The following is a 22,669-nucleotide window of genomic DNA, read 5'->3' as shown; positions in this document are numbered from 1 at the left end:
GGCCCAAATATCTTCAAGTGGTTTTTCATACCAAGACATTCTGCGCCATGCACGGTCAGGAAGGCGGATCGATCGCCATGGGCGACGTGTTCGCACGGCGGACGGTGGAAAAAATTTTGGCGCCTGATCCGTGCTCGCACTGATTCATCCGCAGATGCAAATCTAACAAAGTGTTTAGGATCGCCATTACTGCGAGGTTAAGGGCATTGGAGCGGCAGACCGGAGTGCGGTCTTGGTGCGCCGGTTGCCGAGATGAACTGTGCTAGATCAATGCCGGTGAATGCGGCGGAGGCCTGGCCGCCGACTTCGCGCGACTGGCGGAAGAGCTGCATCTCGCGGTCGGAGTCGGCGGCGCGGCCCATGCGCTTGTAGGCGAGAGCGAGGTGGTAGTGTGGCTCGGGGTCGTGCGTGAGCCTGAGAGCGGTTTCGTACTCGGAGACTGCGTCGGCGAAGTCGTTGCGGCGGAAGTAGCTGTCGGCAAGCTGCTGGTGGGCTTTAGCGAGGGCTGAGTCTAGCTGGATGGCGTGCATGAGCAGGGCCTCGATTTGCGCGGCGTTGCCTGGAGGATATGCGCGGGCGAGCGCAAGGGCGTAGAAGTAGTTTGCGTTTGCGCTGTTGGAGTCGAGCGCAAGATAGCGTTTGAAGGTGTCATGAACGCGGCTCCGCTGATCAGTTGAAGCGGCAGCGGATGTAGCGAGGAACGAGTAAGGGCGCGGGTCCGCCGGGTCGATATCTGTGGCTGTAAGGAAGTTCTGGAGTGCCGCGTCGATGTCGCCTTGAAGGAAGCGGGTGGTGCCTGCTCCAATCTGCATGGAGACTGATTTGGGATAGCGGGTGATGCCTTCAGTGAATGCGGCGGCAGCATTGGCGAGCGAGCCGGAGAGGAGCAGTTCGTATCCGATGCCGAAGGAGCTCTCTTCGGAGGGCAACAGAGCGACGGCCACGCGGTATTCCTGTGCGGCTTGTGGGAAGAGGCCAGAGCCTTCGTCGGCGCGGGCAAGGAGCTGGTGGAGCTCAGATGTGTCGCGGGTGACGAGAAGCCGTTTGAGTAGCTTTAGCGCGGCGTCGAAGTTGCCTGCTTCGAGCCAAGCAGCGGCGAGGGTGCGGGAGGCAGATTCGTTGGCGGAGTCGAGCGCCAGGGTGTGTTGCAGCGGCGGGATGGCTTGGGAGGGTTGATCGTGGGCAACGTACAACTGGCCGAGCCGGAAAGATGGTTCGGGCTGATCGGGATGCTGTGCGACGGCTTGGCGGAGTTGGGGTTCGAGGACGCAGGGCCAGTCCTTTGCAGTTGACGTAGCAAAGGAGGTGTCCTTGCGCCTCAGCTCGGCGATGCCGCGCAGCACACCAGTGGAGGCGGTTGCGATGGATGCGGAGTAGCCGCCGGGATCGATGAGGCCGCGGATGCCAGAGGATTGGAACTCGAGCGGAGGCGCGGGGGCGCGGGCGAGGACGATGTCCGCGTTGAAAGGGGCTGATTGGAGATGAATGGAAAGTGGGCCGGATGCAGCGTAGCCCGTGAGGACGGCGGAGAGTGCGTAATCGCCAGGTGGAAGGTCTGCGGCGAAGCGGAAGCGTCCGGATGAGTCACTGATGGCCTGCTGCGTGGAGCGACCTGCGAGGGTGAGGGTGACGTTGGCGAGGGGGTTGCCGTCTGAGTCGCGAACGGTGCCGGAGACGGATGCTGAATCGGCTGCGGAGCTGAAGGTTGGTGAGAGGATGACGAGCAAGAGCAGGCAGGCGAGAAGGCGAAGAGGTCTCATGGCGTTCCCATCCTGTCGAGCGCGGATTGCACGGCGGCGTTGCCCGGATGGCGGGTAAGGAAGGTAGTAAGGATCTCGCGGGAACGATCGCGCTGGCCGGCGCGGTTGTAGAGGGCCGCGGCGTTGATCGCGGCGCGGTCAAAGTCCGGAGCGAGCCGGCGGCAGCGCTCGAACTGCTCCAGCGCTTGGTCGGTCAGGCCGAGGCGGAGCAGGACGGCGCCGAGATTATTGATAGCGTCGGGGTTGCGAGGGTCAAGACGGATTGTGGTTTCGAGTTCTTCGCGGGCGTGCTTCAAGTCGTTCTGCGCGACTAGTGTCACGGAGAGGTCGAGATGAAGCTGGGCGACGCCAGGCGCGGTGGCGATCAGCTCTTCAAGGATCCTCTGGGCTTCGGCGGCGCGGTTCTGAAACTGGTATATGCGCATCATGTTTTCGATCGCGTTGGCGTGGTGCGGATTGATGACCGCGGCGCGGCGGAACTCATCGAGAGCCTCGTCATACCTCTGCTCGGAGCCAGAGACTGTGCCGAGGTTGTTCCAGGCGTCTGAGTCTTGCGGGTTGAGGCGCGTCGCTTCGGTGAGATACTTGCGGGCCTCGGGGTAGAGCTTGCGGTTGAGGAAGATGGTGCCGAGGTTGAACCAGGCAAGCTGGTTGTTGGGATCGGCGTCGATGGCGCGGAGGAAGGCGAACTGGGCGGCTTCCTCATGGCCGTACTCGGAGAAGGCGATGCCGAAGGTGAGGTAGTCGTGCTGCATGGGAGCGCCGTAGTAGGGGCCGGGAAACGGCATGGCATGAGCGAGGAACTCGTCAGACGTGCGCGGCGCGGAGTTGGCGTCGGTGATGACTTCCTGCGCGGCGACGAGGCCGGTGTAGACGCGGACGATCGCGCCCTGCACGTCGAGGAGGAAGGAGACGGGCAAGGGCATGTCGCGGCGGCGATCGAAGAGGTATCGGTACTGGATGTTCCAGGGGCCGAGTTCGCTTTCAGTGGCGATGTGGATGGGGAATGCGGAGGTTGCGAAGGCGGTTGCGGATAGCTCTTTATCGGAAGATGCGGAGACAACGAAGAGCGCGAGGTTAGCACTAGTGAATGCCGCAGAGGCTTGCGTGAGGTGTTCGAGCTGTCTGCGGCTGTCTTGTTTCGCGGTGCAATCCGCGCCGAGGAAGGTGAGGAGGACTTTCCTTCCCTTGAGATCGCTGAGTTGATGGATATCGCCGGTGCTGTCGGGAAGCTTGAGGGCGGGGCCGAAGAGCGGGGCGATCAACCATGTGGCCAGCCTCGTATCAACTTGTGCGGATAGCTGCGAGGGAGGCGGAGCAGAGGCGGTGTGCGATGGAATGGATCGATAGGGTTCTGCTTTGAAGGTTGGCGTGCCTTCATCGATCTGAATGCGATGGTCGATTGGGAGGCCGTCGTAGCGATCGACGTTGCCGGTGGGCCAGCAGATGGAGATGGAGATCGGTCCCGATGCGCTGCCGAGGCCGAAGGACAGTTCCTTCGTGTGCTGCGAGGCGAAGCCGCTGCCTGCGGAGATGAACTTAGTCTGGCGTTGCGCGCCGGACTCGATAGTGACGGTCGCGCCGATTGCGTCGCGGTTGCTGGTGTGTCCGGTGAGGCGAAGGACGATCGAGTTGCCGATGTCTTCGAGGTCGTTGCGGAGTAGGCGCAGCTGTGGGCCTGTGCGGTTTTTGAGGACCACTTCGAGGCGGCCGTCGTGGTCGAAGTCGCTGAGCGAGAAGGCGCGAGCGTCGTCGATGAGGTCGAGACCGACCGCGCCGGAGACCTCCGAGAACGTGCCATCACGGTTGTTGGCGAAGAAGACGTTGCGCTGGTAACCACTCCAGGAGTAGCCCGAGCGGAGAAGCTCGTTGATGGCGTTCCAGGCGAGTTCGTACTCGGGCGATGCTCCGGCGGAGGTAGCGGAGCGTTGCGCGACCTGCCGCCAGAAGAAGCTCTGTAGGTCATAGTGGTTGGGACTGGAGACAAAGCCGTTGGCGACGTAGAGATCCGCCCAGCCATTGTTGTCGAAGTCCCATGATGCGCTCGACCATGACCAGCCGCACTTGGCCGATCCGGCATGGGTGGTCCGGTCGGCAAAGCTGCCATCGCCGTTGTTGCGATAGAGCGAGTTGCCGGCGTTGTGCTTGCGATAGAGCGCGCGGATAGTGGAATCGACGCCGGGAAGGAACTGATCGTCGGCGGTGATGCGGTTGCCTTCGGCGAGCCACATATTGGCAACGTAGAGGTCCTGAAGACCATCATTGTCGTGGTCGATCCAGCAAACACTCATGCCTGGCCCGTAATCTTCGACCCCTGCTTTGGCGGCGATGTCGGTGAAGGTGCCGTCGCCGTTGTTGCGGTAAAGATTCTTGCGGCCGAAGTCGTTGGCGACATACAGATCGGGCCAACCATCGTTGTCGTAATCGCACCAGGCGGCGGCGAAGCTAAAGCGGTTATTGTTCTGGTCCATGCCGCTTGAGACAGTGACGTCTTCGAAGGTTCCGTCACCGCGGTTGCGGAAGAGGAAGTTTGGCGGCCCATTCTGCGCGTCATAGTAAGGCGCGGGAAACTGGTGATGGTTCAGGCCCTTGTAGTAACTGTAAGTGCAGAGATAGACATCGAGGAGGCCATCGCGGTTGTAGTCCACAATCGCCGCGCTGGTAAAGGTGCCTTGCGGCAGCCGGCCGAAGTGGAAGGCATCAGGGCGGGGTTCGAAGCGGCCATTGCCCAGGTTCTCGAAGAGAAGGACGCCGCCGGTGCGGACGACGAGGAGGTCCTGCCGCCCACGGTTTCGGAAATCTGCGAGGAGTGCAGAGGCGGTGCCGTCGAGGATGCCGGTGCCGGAGGCTTCGGTGATGTCTTCAAAGGTGCCATCGCCTCGGTTGTGATAGAGGCGGTTAGGAAGACCGGCGGGCTGGCAGACGTAGAGGCTGTCGTATCCGCTTGCGTCAATGTCACCGACGGCGATGCCGTGGTTTCCATAGACGTCGATGCCGGTAGCACCGTCGAGCGCGGTGCGACATGCGTCGATACCAAGCGACAACTGTGTGCTCGGGGAGAGGCAGCGGCCTGTGATCTCGGTGAAGCCGGGGCCAGTAAGGCGGCTTCGGAGTTCGGGATCGGCAGCCCAGTGCGTGATCTTCCACTCGGCAGCGTCTTCTCTTGCCCACACTAGCTTCCACGCTCCAACCCGTTGTTCGCGTGCGCCATCGTGTGTTTTTCCGACAAAGTTGTAGCGGATGTCCGTGTCGATGGTTAGCGGAGAGGTCGTTGCGATGCGGATGTCGCAGAGGTCGAGCTCAAGGGTTTCAATCTTGGCGAAGGGAGCGAGGTATATGGCCAGTTCGGCGAGGAATTTCTCTGGGCTGCTGCTTTGCGAGACTTGGAAGCTGCGGCGCTCGATGTGAAGCGCGCCGGAGTTGCGAAGTGGGACCGTTTGGAATTGAGCCATCGAGCAGGCTATGAGCGATTCCGCGAGATGAGTGCGTATTGCACCGATTACAGATGTCTCGGCATATATTGAGGCGACCCATGAATCCAGCACTTCAATAATGTCGACAGCATATTGCTCACAAACAAAGATGTCTGCTGCAGGATCGAGTTTGGAGATGAAGCGTTCGAGCAGCAGAGGGTAGAGCGTTCGCGAGGTTACCAGGCATGGGGGAGATAGAGGTGGCGGCGGAAGCAACAGCGCTGCGCGGAGTTTGGCCGCACGCAGCGCGAGAACGATACCTCCGGAGCGAACGAACGATCGGCGGGAGAACCACGTCGAAGAGGCGGGATCGGGAAGGTCCGAGGTGGGATGTACGTTTTCGGTCATTGAGTCTTAAGCTCAGGAAGTCACTGCAAGGAAGATCCGCCAGTCATCTCGCGCATTTCGATGTTGGCGTTCGCTCGGCGTTGCGCGATGAGAGCCTTAGCCTGGTCTTCTGCCTTCTGAGCGAGGACGACGTTGCCGGTCTTGCGGTAAAGACGTGAGAGCTGAAAGTGGATGCTGCCGTCCTGATCTCCGGGAAGAGCGAGTTGATACTCCCGTATGGCAGCCTCAATGCTGCCTTCCTTGGCGTCGGCGTGGGCGAGCAGGAGGTGGACTCGGGGCTGCATCTCGGGGGGTCCGGCAGCGCACTTCGCGAGATAGGGCCGGGCTTCGACGTAGTGGAAGTTGGCAGCCAGGATTTCGGCCATGAGGAGGTTTAATTGCGGGTCCTGCGGGCGGTCGGCGAGAGCGAGCCTGTCGGTAGCGGCGGCTTCGTCGAGCCGGCTCGTGCCAATGTCAGCGACGACTGAGCCGAGAAGAGCCCCGGGGTCGTGGGGATCAACTTCGAGGGCCTTCCGGTATTCGCCGAGGGCACTATCCATCTGACGCTGGTCACGGTAGAGGTCGCCCACCATGTCGAAGCTGGCGGCGGAGTGCGGGGCGAGATCTTCAAAGCGAGCGAGGGCGGCTACGGCCATGCGCTCATTCGATTTGATGGACCAGTAGAGGGCTTGGGGTTCTTGCGGGGAACGCTTCAGAGCTTCGTCTGCCTGCGCGGCGCTGTGTTCGTAGTCGCCTGCCCAGAAGGCGCAGGCTGCTGCGTCGAGCAGAGCGGCAGTAGCATCGCAGGCGGCCAATGACGCTTTATTGAGGGCAGAGCTGAGTTGCTCGTCGAGCTTCTGCAAGGCAGTTTGCGAGTTTGCGGGAATAGGAAAGAGATCGGGGTGCGATTCAAGCCAGCTTACTGTGCGGGCAAGCGTAGCGTGCTGGGCAGGAGTGGCTTTGGCGAGCGCGCGGTTGTAGGTGTCTACGGCTTCAAGAGGACGGCCCTGGGCGAGGAGCTCGTCGGCGAAGAGCGCGCGGGCCCAAACAGATTGCGGCTGGATCGTGGCTAAGTCCTGGCCATCGGCGGCGACGACGTTGAGCGACGCGGTGCCGAGGCCGAGCCATGCGGCCGGGTTATCTGGAGTGAGGCGGGCGGCAGTGGCATAGGCAGACTCTGCCTCGCGGGGTTTGTTCAGGACAGCGTTGGCTTTGGCGAGAGTGAGAAGGACTTCGGGATCGCTGGGCTGAAGGGTGTGCGCTTTGTTGAGATAGGGCACGGCCAATTCGGGCTTGCCGGACTGGATATACCCCTTGCCGAGAAAGAGCATGGGAATATAGAGGGTCGGTCTCAGCCGCAGAGCGTGCTTCAGACTGATGACGGAAGGGCCAATCTCGCCGGCTAGATACTCCATGACGCCGCGGTTAGACCACAGCTCAGGCGTGGCAGGAGCGAGAGTTGTGGCGCGAGCGTAGATGGCCGCAGCTTCAGCGTACTCTCCGGAAGACTGAGCGGCGCGCGCCCTCTCAAGCAGTCCGTCGAGATCTTGTGCCTGGCCGCGCAAGGGACAGGCACAAAGCACACCGGCGAAGAGCGACAACGAGAACGCAACACGCCGAACAAGTTGAGACAGCCGCATCAGACGACCAATCTACCAGATCACCTTCAGAGCGAATTGGATGGATCTGGCGTCGAATGCCTGGGTTATATAACCAAACTTTCCGACACCGTCGTCCACGCCAGTATCGGGAGTAAAGAAATTCGCGTGATTCGGCAGGTTGTAAAACTCCGACCGGAACTGGAGGTTGATGGTGTCGTGGAGCTGCCAGACCTTCTGTAGCGATGCGTCCCAATTATCATAACCAGGGGAACGCAGGCGGGAGATATACCGAGGGGTATTGCCAGGGGTATACGCGGGAGCATTCTCGAACGCTGCAGTGTTGAACCAAGTGCCGGTGCCAGGAACGGTATTGCTTCCTATGCCGGGGTGAGAGACATGGGGGTCCGCGATCTGTTGCGCATGCTGATTGCCGCCGAAGTAGTTGGAGTTGTTGTTGCCGGTGATGCTGAGCGGGAGTCCCGTCTTGATCGTGGTGATGCCTGATACCTGCCATCCGCCAATCACTGCGTTGGTAACCCGGCCAGCGTTGCCGGCAAACTTCTTACCTTTACCGACAGGGAGCTCGTAGATGTAGTTCACCACCAGACTGTGGGTCTGGTCGGTTCCGTCGACAGACCTGTCGAATCCCGGATTGTAGTTGTTCCGATAGCCGTTCGAGTTACCCCGATAGGCCCAGTCGGCCGTTCCGCCGGTGTCATCGATGAATCTTGAAAAGGTGTACGAGACGAGGACATTCAATCCCGCATGGAAGCGATGATTGTAGTCGATCAAGAGCGCGTTGTAGTACGAATCGCCGATGGTAGGCTCGTTCTCCTGCACGCCGCAGTACTGCGGGAATGGCTGAAGCAGATGGGCCTGCTGAATGGTGGGAGCATCGAGGCCGCAGGAGCTGGACTTGATGACGCCATAGAACGGATTGGGCACCATGGCGACCAGATTGTTATTGTTCGCCGCCGTAACCAGCGAAGGATCCAGCTGTGTGCGGTTGATGTAGTTGGCGAGCAGGTGGGTTCCGCGGTTGCCAACGTAGCTCGTCGTCAGCACGTCGTTTGTTGTGAACGCATACTGCACTCCCAGCGAGAACTGCTGCAGGAGGGGAGAATGGCGGTTGTAGTGAACCCCGGTGCTTGCGTTAAACCCTACGTCGGTCAAAGGTCCGAGCGCGTTGCCGGTAGGCGCCAGCAACCCATTGGGGAAGGGATTGCTGAGGTTCGTTTTGAGGGTGAGACCACCATTATCGCTGGCGTCGTAGTTTGTCGCCTGGCTATATCCGGGGCTGGACTGGATACCAACGAAGGAGGATGGAGGAAAGAATATCCCGTACCCGCCGCGCAACACAATGTGCGTGTTGAGCTGGTCGGTAAAGCCGAAGCGCGGCGCGACGTTGGTCAGATTCAGATTGTTCAGGCCGCGGTTGCCAGAGGTGCTATACACCTCTCGTCCGGGAAGGGAGAGTCCAACCGAGTTGCCGATGGGGTTGATGCCGGTGTAGTCGAAGTAGGCCTGACGGTTATGCCGCTCCGTGAACGAAGGCTGAAACTCGTAACGCAGTCCGAGGTTGAGAACGACTGTCTTCGTTACCTTGAAATTATCTTGACCGTAAAAGCCGATGTAGTGCCTCTGGGGGGCGGTATGGAAGGCGTTAAGGGTGGTAGGGTTACCGTTCGTTCCGCTGTCTGGCGTTCCGATCAGCAGCGACGCAAATCCATAGCCTGCAGAACCAACCGGGCTCGTGTTCAGAAACTGCGAAGTGTAGTCCGGCTGAAAGCTGAACTGAGTATTTGCAGGACCATTGCCGTTGTTCTGCAGGATGACGTCGATAAAGCCGAAGGAGAGATCATGCTGCTTTAGCGTCTTGGTTGCGTCCACACTCACGCTGCCGACATTCGCGATGCCGGCTCCGAAGCCGCCTTGGACGGGTCCAAGCGAAGAGCCTCCGTTGCCGACAAAGATCTCAGGGAACTGGTTCGAACCGTTGTTGAGGGCCGCCGGCAGTCCAAGGGTTGTCTGGTCGAATGGGTAGCCTTGGTATAGGCCGCCCTGGTTCCAGCGATGGAACCCGGCGTTTGCGCTGATCGCAGTGGTCGCATTGAAGATATGGCTGAATCCAGTGGCGATGCTATAGCGGTTATTGGGGCGGATATTGCCCGGACCGCCGGGATCGTTCGCGCCATAGTAAGTGGGCGAGTTCGTCTTCTGCTCATGCTTATTCGCATAACGGAAGTACATGCGTGTTGCATCGGTGAAATTGTGGTCGACACGGACGATGAACTCGTTCGAGGTGGTCGGCGCCGAGGCGGTCGCAAAGAAGTTATTGCTTACGCTGTTGTTGGATGGTGTAGGGTAGTACGAGATGAGCTTGGCACCGACGGGGTTGATAGCGGAGGAAACGTTGTTATTTTGGAATGGATCGCGGTAGTAGCAGGTCGACGTTCCGCCCGAGCAGCTAACCTGCTTGCCGGTAGTGGCGTCGACGGTTCCATTGGTCAGGATTCGCCCGGTCGCAGGATTGAAAAGCTGATTCACCTGGATGGTGTTGCCAAAGGGATCGAGGACGTTGGTGGTCGCGCCGTTTGTTGTCTGCGTGACCAGGGCTCCCGTTAGCAGCTGCGAGAAGTCGCCTGTGCGCATGGCGGCAGTCGGAACGGTAAAGGTGCTGTTAACCGGGGATCCTTGACGCAACCCCTCATAAGCACCGAAGATGAAGGTCTTGTCGCGCTGCTTATACAGTCCGGGAATGTAGAGCGGTCCCCCGGCGGAGACGCCAAACTGGTTGCGCCTGAATTGTTGTCTCGGACTGCCGTTATGGTTGTTGAAGTAGTTGTTGGCGTCCAGGTCGGAGTTCCGGATGAACTCAAAGACGTCGCCATGAAAGTTGCTGGTGCCGGACTTGGTCTGGATATTGATGACGTTGCCGGTGCTGAATCCATTCTGGGCGGTGAAGGAGTTGGTCTGGATCTTGAACTCGCCGACGGCCTCGACAGAAGGCACATAGATGGCTGCGCCCCAGGTGCTGTCCGTATCCCAGATTCCGTCGATCAGGTATCCGGACGTACCAAAGAAGCCTCCGCCGAAGTTGAGAAATGAGACGTCCTGGTCTGCCTTGCCGGAGGTTCCCCCTTCGCCGAGTTGCTGACTCTCCGAGGTGTTCGAAACAGAGGAGTTGAGGGTCGCCAGAGCGATCACGTTCCGGAGGTTGAGCGGGAGGTCTTCGACTTGCTTCGAGGTGATCTCGGCGGAAAGGTTGGCGTCGCCGGTGTTCAGCAGCGGCGCCTGGCTCGTGACTTCGATCTGCTCACTTTCGGCACCAATAGGAAGCCGGATGTCCTGATGGGCGGAGCGCTCCGCGACGAGGGAAATCCCTTTCTGCTGATACGACTTGAATCCCTTCATCTGAACCTGCAGGCTGTACTGTCCCGGTGGCAGCAGCGGGACAGTAAAGTCGCCGTTGGCCTCCGTCTTGATCGCACGGGAGACACCGTTGTCGGATCCCGAGACGATGACGGTCGCCCCTGAGATGACCGCGCCGGTGGTGTCAGTGACAGTCCCGGTCAGGGTCGCTGATGTGGTGAGGTCCTGAGCAACGAGAGCAGGCGACACGGTGACGAACGTGAGAACTGCGAAAATTGAGAAAAAGGCAATCCAGACCGTGCCTGAAGAGCGAAAAACTTTCATGTTCAAGCTTCCTCCGAAAATTCCTACTCGCTCGTCCGGAACTTTTTCATGTTCCGTAACGTGACAAGCGCGAGCAGGATAGCGGCACCCATTACCGACATCCGACACAGAGCAGGCAAGGTGTACTACGGTAAGCTGAAACGTAATCTCTCATAATCATTTTCATTTCAGTTACTTACGAGCTTGGTAGGGTACTGTCCGCAACGCAATATTTTCTGCGGGACGGAGCCCTCAGATCAGTGGCAAGATCAGCGGGAAGCGCCTGCAAGAACCGGAGTTCAAGGCTGAGGAACGGAAATTCAAGGAATGCTTGCGCGCACGATACGAATCTGGTGATCCGTGAAAGAGGCGTGGGTTTGGGGAACCTCAACCTTTGGCATGTGACAGGTGACGCAGTTGTTGGTGGCTACCTTGCACCCAGGTGCGGATGGGATCGGATTGGACGTAGAAGGGGGATGATCGCGAACCTGTTGAGCCGACCCTGAGTTGTGGCAAGCGAGACAGTTGTGGTCGTAGGCTGCACTCTCGCGGACCAGCGGCCGGTGGGGGTCATGACAGGCGATGCAGGTGATACGTGCGTCGCCGGTCTTTCCCCAGCAACGGCTCTTCTCCAGGCGGTAGGGCTGAAAACGGACCGAGATCGCGCCGAGGTTGGCTGGCATAAAGACAGCGACATCGGAGAAGGTGCGGTGACAGGAGCCGCAAAAGTCGACAGAATCGGCAGGCGACATGGAAGCGGGTTGATGACGGAGGCGATGGTCTGGCGAACCTTTCCGGTTTTGGCAGCGACAACATGCGCAGCGCCAGGGCCGTGGCAGGCTTCACAGGTGACGCCGGGGACGGATTTTTCTGGAACGAAGACGTTCGATAGAGTGGAGGCTGTCGTGTGGCAGGCGAAACAGCGCTGTGCGGTCTCGAATGCAAGTTCGTGACCGAGGGCGTCGTGTGGGCTCGAAGGAAGCTGTCCGGAGTGGCCGACGGTGATGTCTAGGGCGTTCAGAGCGGTGTAGTAGCTGAGGCGCGACTCGATGTAGCCGTCCTTTTGCCTGAGGAGATAGGTCTGGCCGGTTTCGCTGTTGCCGAAAGCCCAAGCGACGGCTCTGGAGTCGGAATGAGACCCGGAGGCTGAGACGGAGTCGACCAAGTAGATGGTGCCGCTCGTGGTCTGCTGAACTGCGTACGAGAAGGTGCTCTCCTGAAACTTCAAGGGTGAGTGGAGAGAGAGCAGTGAGGCTGGTGTCGCCGCATGGTACATGGGAGTCTGGTGCTGAAGAGAGGCTATGTCTGCGTGGCAAATCGCGCAGGCGGCCTCGCCCGCGTACTCGCCAGCGGCGACGTCGCCTTTGGTAGGCCAAAATGCGCGGGCGTACATGCGCTCCTGAGTCGTGAGGCTGGTAGGCGTCGTAACAGTGCGGGGAGTCTGGTTTGAACGGGCGTAGCAAAGGGTGACGGTTGCGATGGCTGCGACGCAGGAGATGTGGCGGATCGCGGGCCGGAACCGCGTCGCTAAGCTCGGTCTAAGGACTGGCACGCTGGTCTACCAATACGACGTGGCAGCCACATCGACCGCGACCGGGGCGAAGCCGACAACCTTGATGCGGAGGACGGCCTGCATGTTCTTCCCCTCCCAGCCAGGTGGCGCGGACTTCAGAAGGTCGTTCATCCTGTCGGGGCTGGTAACGAACTCCGCTGCGGCCTGGGTGCCAAACGAGCCTATGCCGCCAATGGAAAGCACTGGCCCCCCGGTATTCGAATGTTGCAGCCGTGATATCAGAGCGTAGTCTTCGGTCGCCGGAACCCCGTTTTCTTCGTTGATCTTCCAGCTATGTGCGGGGTCCGCGCGGTTTTCGATTTTGACGCCATCTCGAAACGAGTAAGGGAGGTCCTTCGTCGTCTCCAGTGTCCACGTGTCGTTGAAGCCGCCGACTAGCACAGTGGGAGTATTGCGAATGTCACCGATGGTGATGTCCGATGCAGACCTGAGATTATATGGCTTGTCCCAGCCCTTCATGAGACTGACGACCTGCGTGACAGCTGCGAGATCCGCGACACTTACGAAGGTGTCCTTGACCGCCGTCAGATCGTCTGCCTGAATGGTGCCGCCCTTGGGGAGATCTACAAAGAACTCGGGACCATTGTGTTCGATTCCACGCTCTTTTTTGTAGCGTGCGAGGTATGCGGGCGTAAAGCGATAGACGGCGTTTGATCCGACGTACACCAGGACAGGCTGGCCGGAGCGGGTAAGCGGTGCCCAGAATCTCTGCTGCAAAATATTAGAGCGGACTGTCCAGGCCTTCCAGCCGGCGAGAACGAGCAGAGAGAAGATCACTGCGGCAAGCCCGATGTAAACTCCTGCCCGGCGCGCCTGCGGGGGGTGGTCGAAGTTGACGGACAGCGGAGCAGCCTGATCAAGCACAGGCGGCGCTATCAGGGCTGCGCCGGCTGTAAGGGCCGTCGAGTCATGGGAGCCGGAGTCGAGGGCGGACGCGGAGACCGGAATTGGCCTCAAACCGTGGTCCTCTTTTAGCGCGTGTTCGTAGTGAAAGGTGACCCGGTACGATCCGGGCTTGAGCTCGATGTGGACGATCTCAAGGGGTGCGTCTGAGTTGGCGTGGGAGTTAGGCTCGACGGCTTGGTAGAACTGGGCAAGGCGCTTGCGGACGTCGGCGGCGCGCATTCGGACGACTGGATCTTCGCTGGTGTCGTAGTTAGCGGCACGGCCGAAGACCTCGATGCCGAGGATGCGTTCGCGCAACGATGCGTCATCGCCATGCAGGGAGTGCTTGACGACATAGCTAAGAAGATCCTGGCACTGCCTGCTGGTACGAAAGGGCTGGCTTTGCAGAATGAGGTGCAAGGTGGCGCGAACCGCCGCGTCGCTCGGCTCCAAACGGGGTAGCGGGGAGGAAAGACTCTCGGGCGCGTGCGGCACAGTTGGCATGTTTGTTCCCATTTAATATCGATAAGCTAACCGGCGGTAGTATACCCCCGCTGGATCGTCCAGCACTAAGTGATACAAGCCTCGCAGCAGGGGTCTACCCGGTCATTCAACTTCCAGGATGTGGGCCTGCCGTCGCTGAGTGCGCGGGACGCATCGTAGACTGCCCCCTAAGTGCGAGATGCGGAGCATAGACGCCGTGCGAAGGGCAGAGAGAACTCGCAGACTACGGAGCGAGCGCAATGGAAGCCGGTGTAACGTTCCATCCACGCAGATCGACTTTCATCATCGTGGTTGCGCTCGTCGTGGGATAGGCAATCTCAATCGTCTTCGTCGCGCCGGGAAGCAGTGAGACGTAGTTGTCGCTGTAGTACGCGGGCAGGATGCGCAGCCCGGTGGTCGCATCCTTGAGCGTGAGCTTGGTTGCGATTGCAGCTCCGGTTCCGGAGTTCACAAGAGTGATGGTCGCATGGCCTTCGCCTCCGTTTACCGTGGAGATCTTCCCCATAGCAGTGAGGTTTGCAGCAGGCATCTCGTTCATGCGGCGGTAGTCGGACTTCTTCGCTGCGAGCCAGTAAAAGTTGTCGGAGAGCAGCTTGCCAGCGCTGTCCTTCAACTCAAGCTTGACCAGAACCGTGCCCGCAGCCTCCAGAGAGGCCTGAAGCTCCATCGCAAGCGCGGGCGTCTCGGCGTTTGCAGCGGCGGTGAGGGTGGCGGTCTTGTCGAGCAGTGGCTTACTCCTTGTGTCGAAGACCTGCGCCGTGACCGTCACGTTCGTGAGCGGTACAAGCGTGTTGTTGATGATGGCAACATCGTGCGCGGGAAGATTCATTTGAACATGGATCGGCTCCGCAGCTTTTTTCACTCCGTAAAATGAACCATGCGTGTCATAGTCGTGGCTGAAGATCTGCCACTGTGTGCTCGGCCATGCGGGCTGCGTCATCCACAGCAAGCGGCCGCTGTTGGGCTGCCAGAGATGCGCGTTGAAGCCTTCGAAGACAGCGCGGTGACCCTCATAGTTGAGCATCTGCGCCTTGCGATCGAAGTCTGTAAGGCTCGTCGCCGGACCGAACTCTTCATTGATCGTTTGAACAAATGGCTCAGTCGCGCCGTTCCCGCCCTGATGCCAGTCGTGGTAAGCCCAGTCGTCGCTGATGGGCCACTGGTCTTCTTTCGGAAGAAATGCCTGGAAGGCTTCCAGAGTTGGCGGCGAGGCGAGCCCAACTTCTACTGCAAAACCAAGAGACAGCTTAGTAAAGTAGTCCTCTGGCTCCTGGTATTTGTATGGACCGCTATCATGCAGATTGATCTTGTTCGAGTCAGCAGAGTAGTAGCGGGTGCCGTCGAGTTCGGTGATTAGTTTGTTGAGTCCGACGTTGATCGCAGGCGGAGGAACGCCCTCGTTCCGGCCGCACCACACGGCGATCGAAGGATGATTGCGGTAGCGGGAGATCGTGTCCTTCGCGTTGGCGAGAAAGAGCTCGGAGTCGTCGGGTTCGAGATTCCAGTTCTGTGTCGAGTCCCAGAAATCATTCCAGATCAACATGCCATATTCGTCGGCGAGCTCGTAGAAGACGTCTTCGGTGTCCTGGCCCATCCAGTTGCGAATCATGTTGACGTTGGCTTCCTTGTGCAGCCGAAAGAAGGGTTCTATGCGTTCGCGCGAGACGCGCTTGAGCATATCGTCCATGCCCCAGCTTCCGCCTTTGACAGCGATCCGGATGCCGTTCACCTTAATGACGAGCGCAGTGCCAGGCTTCATGTCGGCATCCGGCTTGAGCGCGGGTGAGTCTTCCATGCCGGGAACGATCGAGGTTATCCAGCCTTCGGGTGTCTCGCGAAACCCTTCATGGGACTGCTCGATGACCGGGCCTTTGCCGAGCAGCTTAGCCACCGTCGGCGAGTCCTCGACGCGGCGAACGTGGCCGCTGGCATCGAAGGCGCTGATCTCGTAGGTGATCTCGCGGATGCCGAAGCGCTCTTCCCGAACGTCGGAAGCCTTTCTACCTTGCTCAAAAACAAGCTTCATGGTGTGCAAGTCCTGTGCGCCATAGCCATTCGGCCACCAGAGCTTCGGATGCTGCACAATAAGCTGCGGAAACTCCTTGGGCGATAGTTCGACGGATGTGCCGCCTGATGGAACAATCACAGCCTTCGAAAGATGGACATCGTCAAACGCAATCCCGACCGTGCCGCGAACGGCGGCCTTGGTGTCGTTCGCGAGCGGCACACGGACTGTGATCTCGGCCGTGGTGATGGCTGGGTCTGGATCGCTGAGATGCGTGATGATCTGCGGAACTGCGACTTCGACTGCGCCGCTTGCGGTCACCACTACATCCTGCCAAATCCCGATGTTGCGGTCGCGAATGCCGGGTATCCAGTCCCAACCCTCGGTCGCGCCGAAAGTCGGGCCGTCGAGCATCATCACGCCACCGTTATCGCCGGAGCCTGCGGCGAGGCTCTGCTCATGCGCGATGCCAGGATGGAATGGGGGCTCTATGAAGACGGCGAGGGTGTTCTTCTCGCCGGGTTTGACGAACTGTGTCACGTCGAACTCTTTATGGCGGAATGCACCTAGGACGTCACCGACGCGGTTGCCATTGATGAAGATCGTCGCGCGGTAGTTAATGCCGTGGAAGGTCATTGCAAGCTTCCTGCCCTTCATCGTTGCGGGCGGGGTGAAGGTGTTGCGATACCAAAAGCTATGCTTGGAGAGCGACTCGGGGATGGCCATGTTGTCGAGGCCGAAGTCCGGGTCTGGATAGACGCCACGTGCGATCAGCGTCGTCAGGACGGTCCCAGGAACAACAGCGGACATCCACTTCGCGTCATCGAAACTCGAGCCGGCGATTTCGCTGCCGGATACCTTGATATCCGCAGCGTCTGCGAGCATCCAGCCGTGGCGAAGGATGAGCGTATTGCCGTCGTTGATCGCGGCATCGGTACCCACCGCCCAAGGAACCGCTTTGGGCGCGAGGAATGGCGCAGAGCTATGCGGGAGCAGCGACGGGTCCTGCGGAGCCACCATTCCGGATGGGCCCTGCGTCTGGATGGGCCATGGCCGCGAACCCTCTTCAAACGGAAGATTGTCGAGACCCGCCGGCACTGTAGACATGGCTGAGATCGCATCCGCAGAGAGCGGCGTTGAGCGCAGACTGACCTGCGCGAGCAGGCCACCGAAGTGCTTCGTGCCAGGCCAGGAAGAGTCTTCGGTTGGGGCCATGAGGATCGCGCTTGACGAGACGCCGAGTGCAATCGTCCCCGACGCGACTTCGGCTCCGTCCGCTAGGAGGTGCGATCTGCCATCGGCGTCGACTGATACTGCCAGCGAATGCCAGACGCCGCGGGCGAGCGGAGTTGCGCCGATGAGCTCGTGGCCTTCGCCCATTCCGCCTGCCCAGAATGCGGGGCGGCCATCCTTCAGCGCGAGATAGCGCGGGAAGTTCTCCCTTGGATGGCCGACTCCGGCGAGGAAAGCAGTCTGTGCAGGCTCATCGGACTTGAACCAGAGCGACATCGACCAGCTATGCTGTGCTGCTGCGAGAGCCTCATGCTCATGAAGATTCTTGCTGAGTCCAATGCCCCCCTGAAGGATGTGTGCGTTGTACGGGCCGTACGCCACTGCCGGTTGGGCCATGATGATAAGACTTGGCACGGTGGGACTCTGCGCCATGCCACGGCCAGTTGCGGCGAAAGCGATGAGAGCAACTGCGCCGATTCGTCCGCCCAAATTGCAAATGATGGATCCAGCAATCATTAATTCATTCCCTCTTGAATTCATCCCTCTTGATTAAGGTTCCGGATTTGTAATTCCAACCAGGTTACTTTTGAGCGGTGAGGCGGAGCAACAGCACTCCAGCGACGGCACAAGTGCGATATAACGGCTTTAATCGACTTGTGTGTCCACAGCTCGAGGAATAGCTTGTTCTCCCCGCCGTGGTCGAGCTTCCGGAATACCGCGACCCACTTGTCGGAGAGACGCGTGAGCGTGAGTCATAGCAGAGAAGCCGGGAAAGATTGCAAGAGCTACACGCACTACGGCGCCACCGTAGAGTAAAAGCTCTTGGGGATTGGCTGGCGATCGATGCCAGGGCCCTCCCAAAGCAGAAGAGGCTGGTCCGAGACTGGCCCGGGAGGCATCTGCGCGTTTTCGAGGCCGACCCTGCGCTCAATGCGGATGTGGTGATCTCCGGCGGTAAGCGCAGTGCTGATGCGCATCGCTTGCACGGAGTCGCCTTCAGAGCCGCATACCTGCCGACGTGCTTTGGGCGAGTGCGCCGAGTGTCCGTCGATGCTCATCGTCGCCTCCAGGCTGGTCAGTAGCGTGAAGGTGTAGCCTCCGTTGGCTGGGACGTGCAGGATGCGGTCGAAGACGCTAGCTCCGGGCAGCAAAGTTTCAAGAGCCACCGACGCGGGGGCAAGCCTGGCCTGAGCGATCACAACCGGCTGGCTGCTCCATCCCTGCTGCGATTGTTCGCTGTTGCCGCCGCTCACATGCAGGAGCACGCGAAAGCGGCCCGATCCGTCAAGCAGCGTCCCCTTCGAGTCCGGAAAGCGGTGGCGAACACTGCGGCCTTCGCTTCGTGTTCCATCGCCGAAGAGCCACTCGAAGCGGCGGCCCTCGGTCGCGGGATCATCTGCCGTGAATTCGACAGATTGCTTTGGCTTGAGCAAACCTGCAGTGTAGGTGAAGTGAGCTTTGATCCGTGCCGGCTCAATCACCGGACTCGTAGCTCCTCCCTCAACGTCGGTCGCTGCGCCCTCAAAACCTTGTTCGGTTGCACCCGTGAGCGTCACTCCGGATACATCACCCTTCAAAATTGGAGCGACCATCGCCGGACCATCCATAGCCCACATGTCTTTGAAGGCGATGTCGCGGACACTCGGGTTGGGCTGGTCGATGTTGACGAGCGAATACCAGTCCTCAAGACGAATGTCCCGGAACCGGTAGTCAGAGTGCGAGCCTCTGCCTTCGGGATCGGCCCAGAGTTCGAAGAACGCAAAAGGAACTTTGCAGCCGCCGTAGCCGGTGTGGATCACGTCCATGTTGCTCATATGAAAGTGGGCGCTGTTGAACGTCTTCTGGGGCCACGCGACGCGGATGGTGTTCGAGATACTGGTTGAAGCGATCGTGTCTTCGATTGTGATGTTGGTGACGTCGTGTCCGGGAATGCGCATCAACGCTAGTTCGTACCCGTCCCAGTTACCCTGAAGCGCGAAGACGTCGTCCGAGGCGCGGAAAAAACTGTTGCGAATCGTGGTGTCGCCGCCGCCAAGCCAGTCGATGCCGTCCTGGTTGGCGTCGTTCGGATTGCCGCCAATCACCTTAACGTTGTAGATGCCTATGTGGCGCGAGTCCTTCATCTGGACCTGCCAACTCCGGCTGCGCGTTATGCACGTAATGCCGTCGAGCTCGATGTTGCGTGCGTTGTCCATGATGATGCAGTGCCAATTCTTCTTATGTATCCAGCCGGTATCAAAATACGGATTCTGCGGGCCGTCGTAGATGATGGTGCCGGTACCGAGGACATGTACGTTCTCGACCTGCCAGATGTTGAGCGAGCCGAATAGGACCGCGCCGCCGGCGAGATAGATGGTGTCCCCGGAACTGGCATCGATGTTCTCGTGATAGACGCCGGCGCCGTAGTAGCGGACGTGTGGCGTTGAAGCCGTGATGCCGGAGTGGTCGATGGGGTTGGCGAAGAGGAAGAGAATCTCAGCATCGGCAAAGTGGTCGCCGGGGCGCGTGATCGTCAGCTTCGATGGCCCCGCCATGGTGAAGCTGATCGTCGCTCCGTGGCGCGCAGGGCGAATGCCAAAACGCATCGGTTGAACTTCAACACCGCTGTCCCAGAAATGTGGATCGTCCGCCGTGACCGAGACATGGACCGGACCGGAGGTATCAAAGTTCAGCAGGTAGTAGCCCGTCGCCGCGTGCAGTACGTCCGTGCTCTGTCCGTTCAGGCTCACGCGGAAGTGCGAAGAGCTTACCTCCGCCGGCACAGGATACAGTGTTAGTTGTGGGAGTACACCACTTGCGTACGATGCTTGGCTGAAAACAGCCGTAAAAATCCAAATCGTTGAGAGCACACGAAAGATCAAATCGTTGCGTGAAGCGGAAAAGTGGGACATTTACTCAGATGACTCCAGGGATAAGACTTGCATCTAGAATGGAATTGCCTTCGGTCGCTCTCAGTGCACCGTACAGCGGCTGTTGCCGGTTAGAGGCGGTCGTGGCATGCATCGCCCTGGCATGAGTTCTGGTCTGTCGTATTTCTATAAGCACGGCGATAGAACTGTGAAATTGAACGGATGGGATTACGAGGTTCATTGCCAAACAATCCTTGGAGTCATTTTTTGGTAGCCAAGCCGACTGTGCTGCTAATCTGTTTTTAACGGGTCAACATTATCAGTCTCCGCAAGGGAAAACATCGTCGGCAAAGCTTATTGTCGTAATTGATACTGCCTTCGAAAGCGATATGAAGCAGAGACCAGCGTGATCCTTACGGGATAGTGAGACCCTTCAGAAATACAAAGCTGTTGCACATCAGGCATTCTAACGACGGTAAACGTCAAGGTACTGTACGGTATTACTTTGACGTAATCTGTAATTGACGGAATTTCTACAACTTCGTGTGGGTAACTTACTGTAGAGAATACGTACTAAAAAGAGAGGTCAAACCGATTCATACCCGAGTCAAGTCGGAGCGAAGCCGAGCGCACCTTCAACATTTTTCTAAAATGTTTTGACGGAGCTGCAGCACTCTATCGATTCGAACCTTTTGACCGGAATAATCTGGATTCGTGCGGGCGCTCGATGCCGGAAGCATTCTTCAATATCATTGAGTCCTGCCTAGAAGCTATCGGTGATCGCTCAAACGACACGCAAGTTGATGGAGCGCTTAGTTAAAGCTATTCTACGATTGCCAACCTGCATGATAGAGGTGCTAAGTGGCGCTTTTATCGTCTGAGTCAAGATCCAATGCGATCCGTGTGCTTGGACAAGAGATGGCCTCTCATTTCGATTATCTTTAGTGGCGGTTCAATCTTCGGGAAGCGCGGCAAGCTTAGAAACCTGCTTGCGAAGAGGCTTCGTCGCGGCCGATACAATATCAATTGGCGATGAGATTCGCGATGCTAGGCCGCCAATCGTGTGGAGTTGCATTTGGAGACAGGAACTTGACACCCTTATCAACTACCTCACGGCCATTAGCCAGTGTCACAACTATAGCTTTGAGAATGTGCTGGAAATTGAGCGGCAGATGCAAATCATCCTCGAAATTCCTACAGGTGAAGCGTACGACTTTAGACGTTTGGTGTACTGGACCCCTTATGACGGGGTTCTAACTCGCGATTCAGCGCTAAGAGTAGGAAGCCTAATCCCGGCTTTGGGAGATCTGCACACATATAGATTTTCGGTCTTCCAGAGGCACATCAAAGCACCAAGCCGAAGGGCATAATAGCCGTATGGTGATCCGTATCGAACCAGACTCGCGTATATTCAAATCTTCTGTTAGTTGTCTAGTCTAAAGCTCTATCAGCTTGTCAAAATACTGCCGTGGGTTGACTATGGAGCTGGCGAGGACCGACATGGCCGAGATGGAAGATGGTTTCGACGAAAGTGAAGATCGGGATAGCAGCTCGCAGCCCAAGTATCTCAATATCGTACAAACGTTAAGGCAGAAACTAAACTCGGGCCACTACCGGGGAGGTGCCCGGCTGCCGAGCGAGGCGGAACTAACGCGACGGTTCAAGGTGAGCCGCATGACCGTCGTTAAGGCTATTCAGCATTTGCAGCAGGAGGGCCTAGTCGTGAGGCGCGTGGGGTCCGGAACCTACGCGGCGCCCCAGGACGGATCGGAGAGCCTCGTTTTCGGCCTGCTCATACCTGATCTCGGCGAAACTGAGATTTTCGAGCCCATTTGTCGCGGCATGGTTCGATCTCCGCAGGCGAAGCGGCACTCGCTGCTCTGGGGACATTCCTTCGCCAGCGCGGACAACAAAGAGGAGCAGGCCAAACAGCTCTGTCAGCACTATCTCGATCAGAAGGTCAATGGAGTCTTCTTCGCGCCGCTCGAGTTCAGCCCGCATCGTGAGCGCGTCAATAGAGAAATTCTCAAGAAATTGGATCAGGCCACCATCCCGGTCGTACTGTTAGACCGCTGCGGACTGAGGTTTCCCGCCATGAGCCGGCACGATTTGGTCGGTCTTGACAATCGGCGTGCAGGGTACCTCATCACCGAACACCTGCTCAAGCTGGGGGCGAAAAACATTGCGTTTCTGGCCCGAAAAGGTTCGGTGGAGACCGTAGAGGCCCGCATTGTCGGTTGCCGCGAGGCACTCTTCGCCGTGGGCAGATCGTTGGTTGAAATCGTCATTGTTCCTGAAGACGCGATTGATTCGAAGACGATCCGCGAGGTCCTCGACCGTAGATCGCTTGACACACTCGTTTGTGCCAACGACCACATCGCGGCCAATCTAATGCAAACCCTGCTCGGGTTGGGCAAACGGGTTCCAGAACAGGTCCGGGTCGCCGGGTTCGACGATGTCAGCTACGCCGGATTGCTGCCTGTCCCTCTCACAACAATGCACCAGCCATGCGGCAATATCGGCGCAGCTGCTATGTCGGCAATGCTCGAAAGAATAAACAATCCTTTTCTTTCTCCTCGCTCCATCCTTCTCGACGCCCACCTAGTCGTGCGGCAGTCCTGTGGAACCTTGACCGACTAAGCGAACTCATCCTAATCAGCGCAGCGATGTCCCCATCAATGCAAATCCTCTCTCTTACGTCTTTTGACAAAAGGTCTAAGTGTCGGAATTGGTATATTCAGATTAATCACATTTACCTATACCAATTTCTTGACATATGTATAC

Annotated in this window: 9 protein-coding genes; 1 reads left to right on the top strand and 8 read right to left on the bottom strand. The window is 58.6% G+C overall.

Annotation, left to right across the window (positions count from 1 at the left end):
• Positions 1-197: 197 nt before the first annotated feature.
• The 8 genes from HDF08_RS11305 to HDF08_RS11270 form a co-directional block, all read right to left on the bottom strand.
• A complete protein-coding gene (locus HDF08_RS11305; protein WP_179638558.1) occupies positions 198-1,760 on the bottom strand; it encodes a tetratricopeptide repeat protein in 1,563 nt (520 codons plus the stop codon).
• On the bottom strand, positions 1,757-5,581 hold the full coding sequence (locus HDF08_RS11300; RefSeq protein WP_179638557.1) for an FG-GAP-like repeat-containing protein: 3,825 nt from the start codon (positions 5,579-5,581) through the stop codon (positions 1,757-1,759). The genes HDF08_RS11305 and HDF08_RS11300 overlap by 4 nt, the downstream gene beginning before the upstream one ends.
• Positions 5,582-5,601: 20 nt before the next feature.
• Entirely contained in the window at positions 5,602-7,200 is a 1,599-nt protein-coding gene (locus HDF08_RS11295; protein ID WP_179638556.1) for a tetratricopeptide repeat protein, read from the bottom strand.
• A gap of 12 nt (positions 7,201-7,212) precedes the next feature.
• On the bottom strand, positions 7,213-10,857 hold the full coding sequence (locus HDF08_RS11290; protein ID WP_179638555.1) for an outer membrane beta-barrel protein: 3,645 nt from the start codon (positions 10,855-10,857) through the stop codon (positions 7,213-7,215).
• Positions 10,858-11,263: 406 nt separating this feature from the next.
• The gene (locus tag HDF08_RS11285) at positions 11,264-12,388 is read right to left on the bottom strand and encodes a multiheme c-type cytochrome (RefSeq protein WP_179638554.1); all 1,125 of its coding nucleotides are present in this window, start codon (positions 12,386-12,388) and stop codon (positions 11,264-11,266) included.
• Between the two features lie 6 nt (positions 12,389-12,394).
• Positions 12,395-13,798 (bottom strand): hypothetical protein, encoded by a 1,404-nt coding sequence (locus HDF08_RS11280; RefSeq protein WP_179638553.1) that lies wholly within the window; start codon positions 13,796-13,798, stop codon positions 12,395-12,397.
• A gap of 223 nt (positions 13,799-14,021) precedes the next feature.
• Positions 14,022-17,552, bottom strand: a complete 3,531-nt coding sequence (locus HDF08_RS11275; RefSeq protein WP_179638552.1) for a glycosyl hydrolase 2 galactose-binding domain-containing protein — start codon at positions 17,550-17,552, stop codon at positions 14,022-14,024.
• Positions 17,553-17,830: 278 nt separating this feature from the next.
• Positions 17,831-19,927, bottom strand: a complete 2,097-nt coding sequence (locus HDF08_RS11270) for a hypothetical protein (RefSeq protein WP_179638551.1) — start codon at positions 19,925-19,927, stop codon at positions 17,831-17,833.
• 1,458 nt (positions 19,928-21,385) lie between these two features.
• Here HDF08_RS11270 and HDF08_RS11265 point away from each other — a divergent pair.
• Positions 21,386-22,525: a GntR family transcriptional regulator gene (locus HDF08_RS11265; protein WP_257030980.1), complete on the top strand. Its 1,140-nt coding sequence runs from the start codon at positions 21,386-21,388 to the stop codon at positions 22,523-22,525.
• The last annotated feature ends 144 nt before the right edge of the window (positions 22,526-22,669 follow it).

The organism is Tunturiibacter empetritectus (assembly GCF_013410875.1).
In the GTDB taxonomy this organism is placed as follows: Bacteria; Acidobacteriota; Terriglobia; order Terriglobales; family Acidobacteriaceae; genus Edaphobacter; species Edaphobacter empetritectus.
Note: the sequence above shows the minus strand (reverse complement) of the source record. Positions and strands in the feature narration are given on the sequence as shown.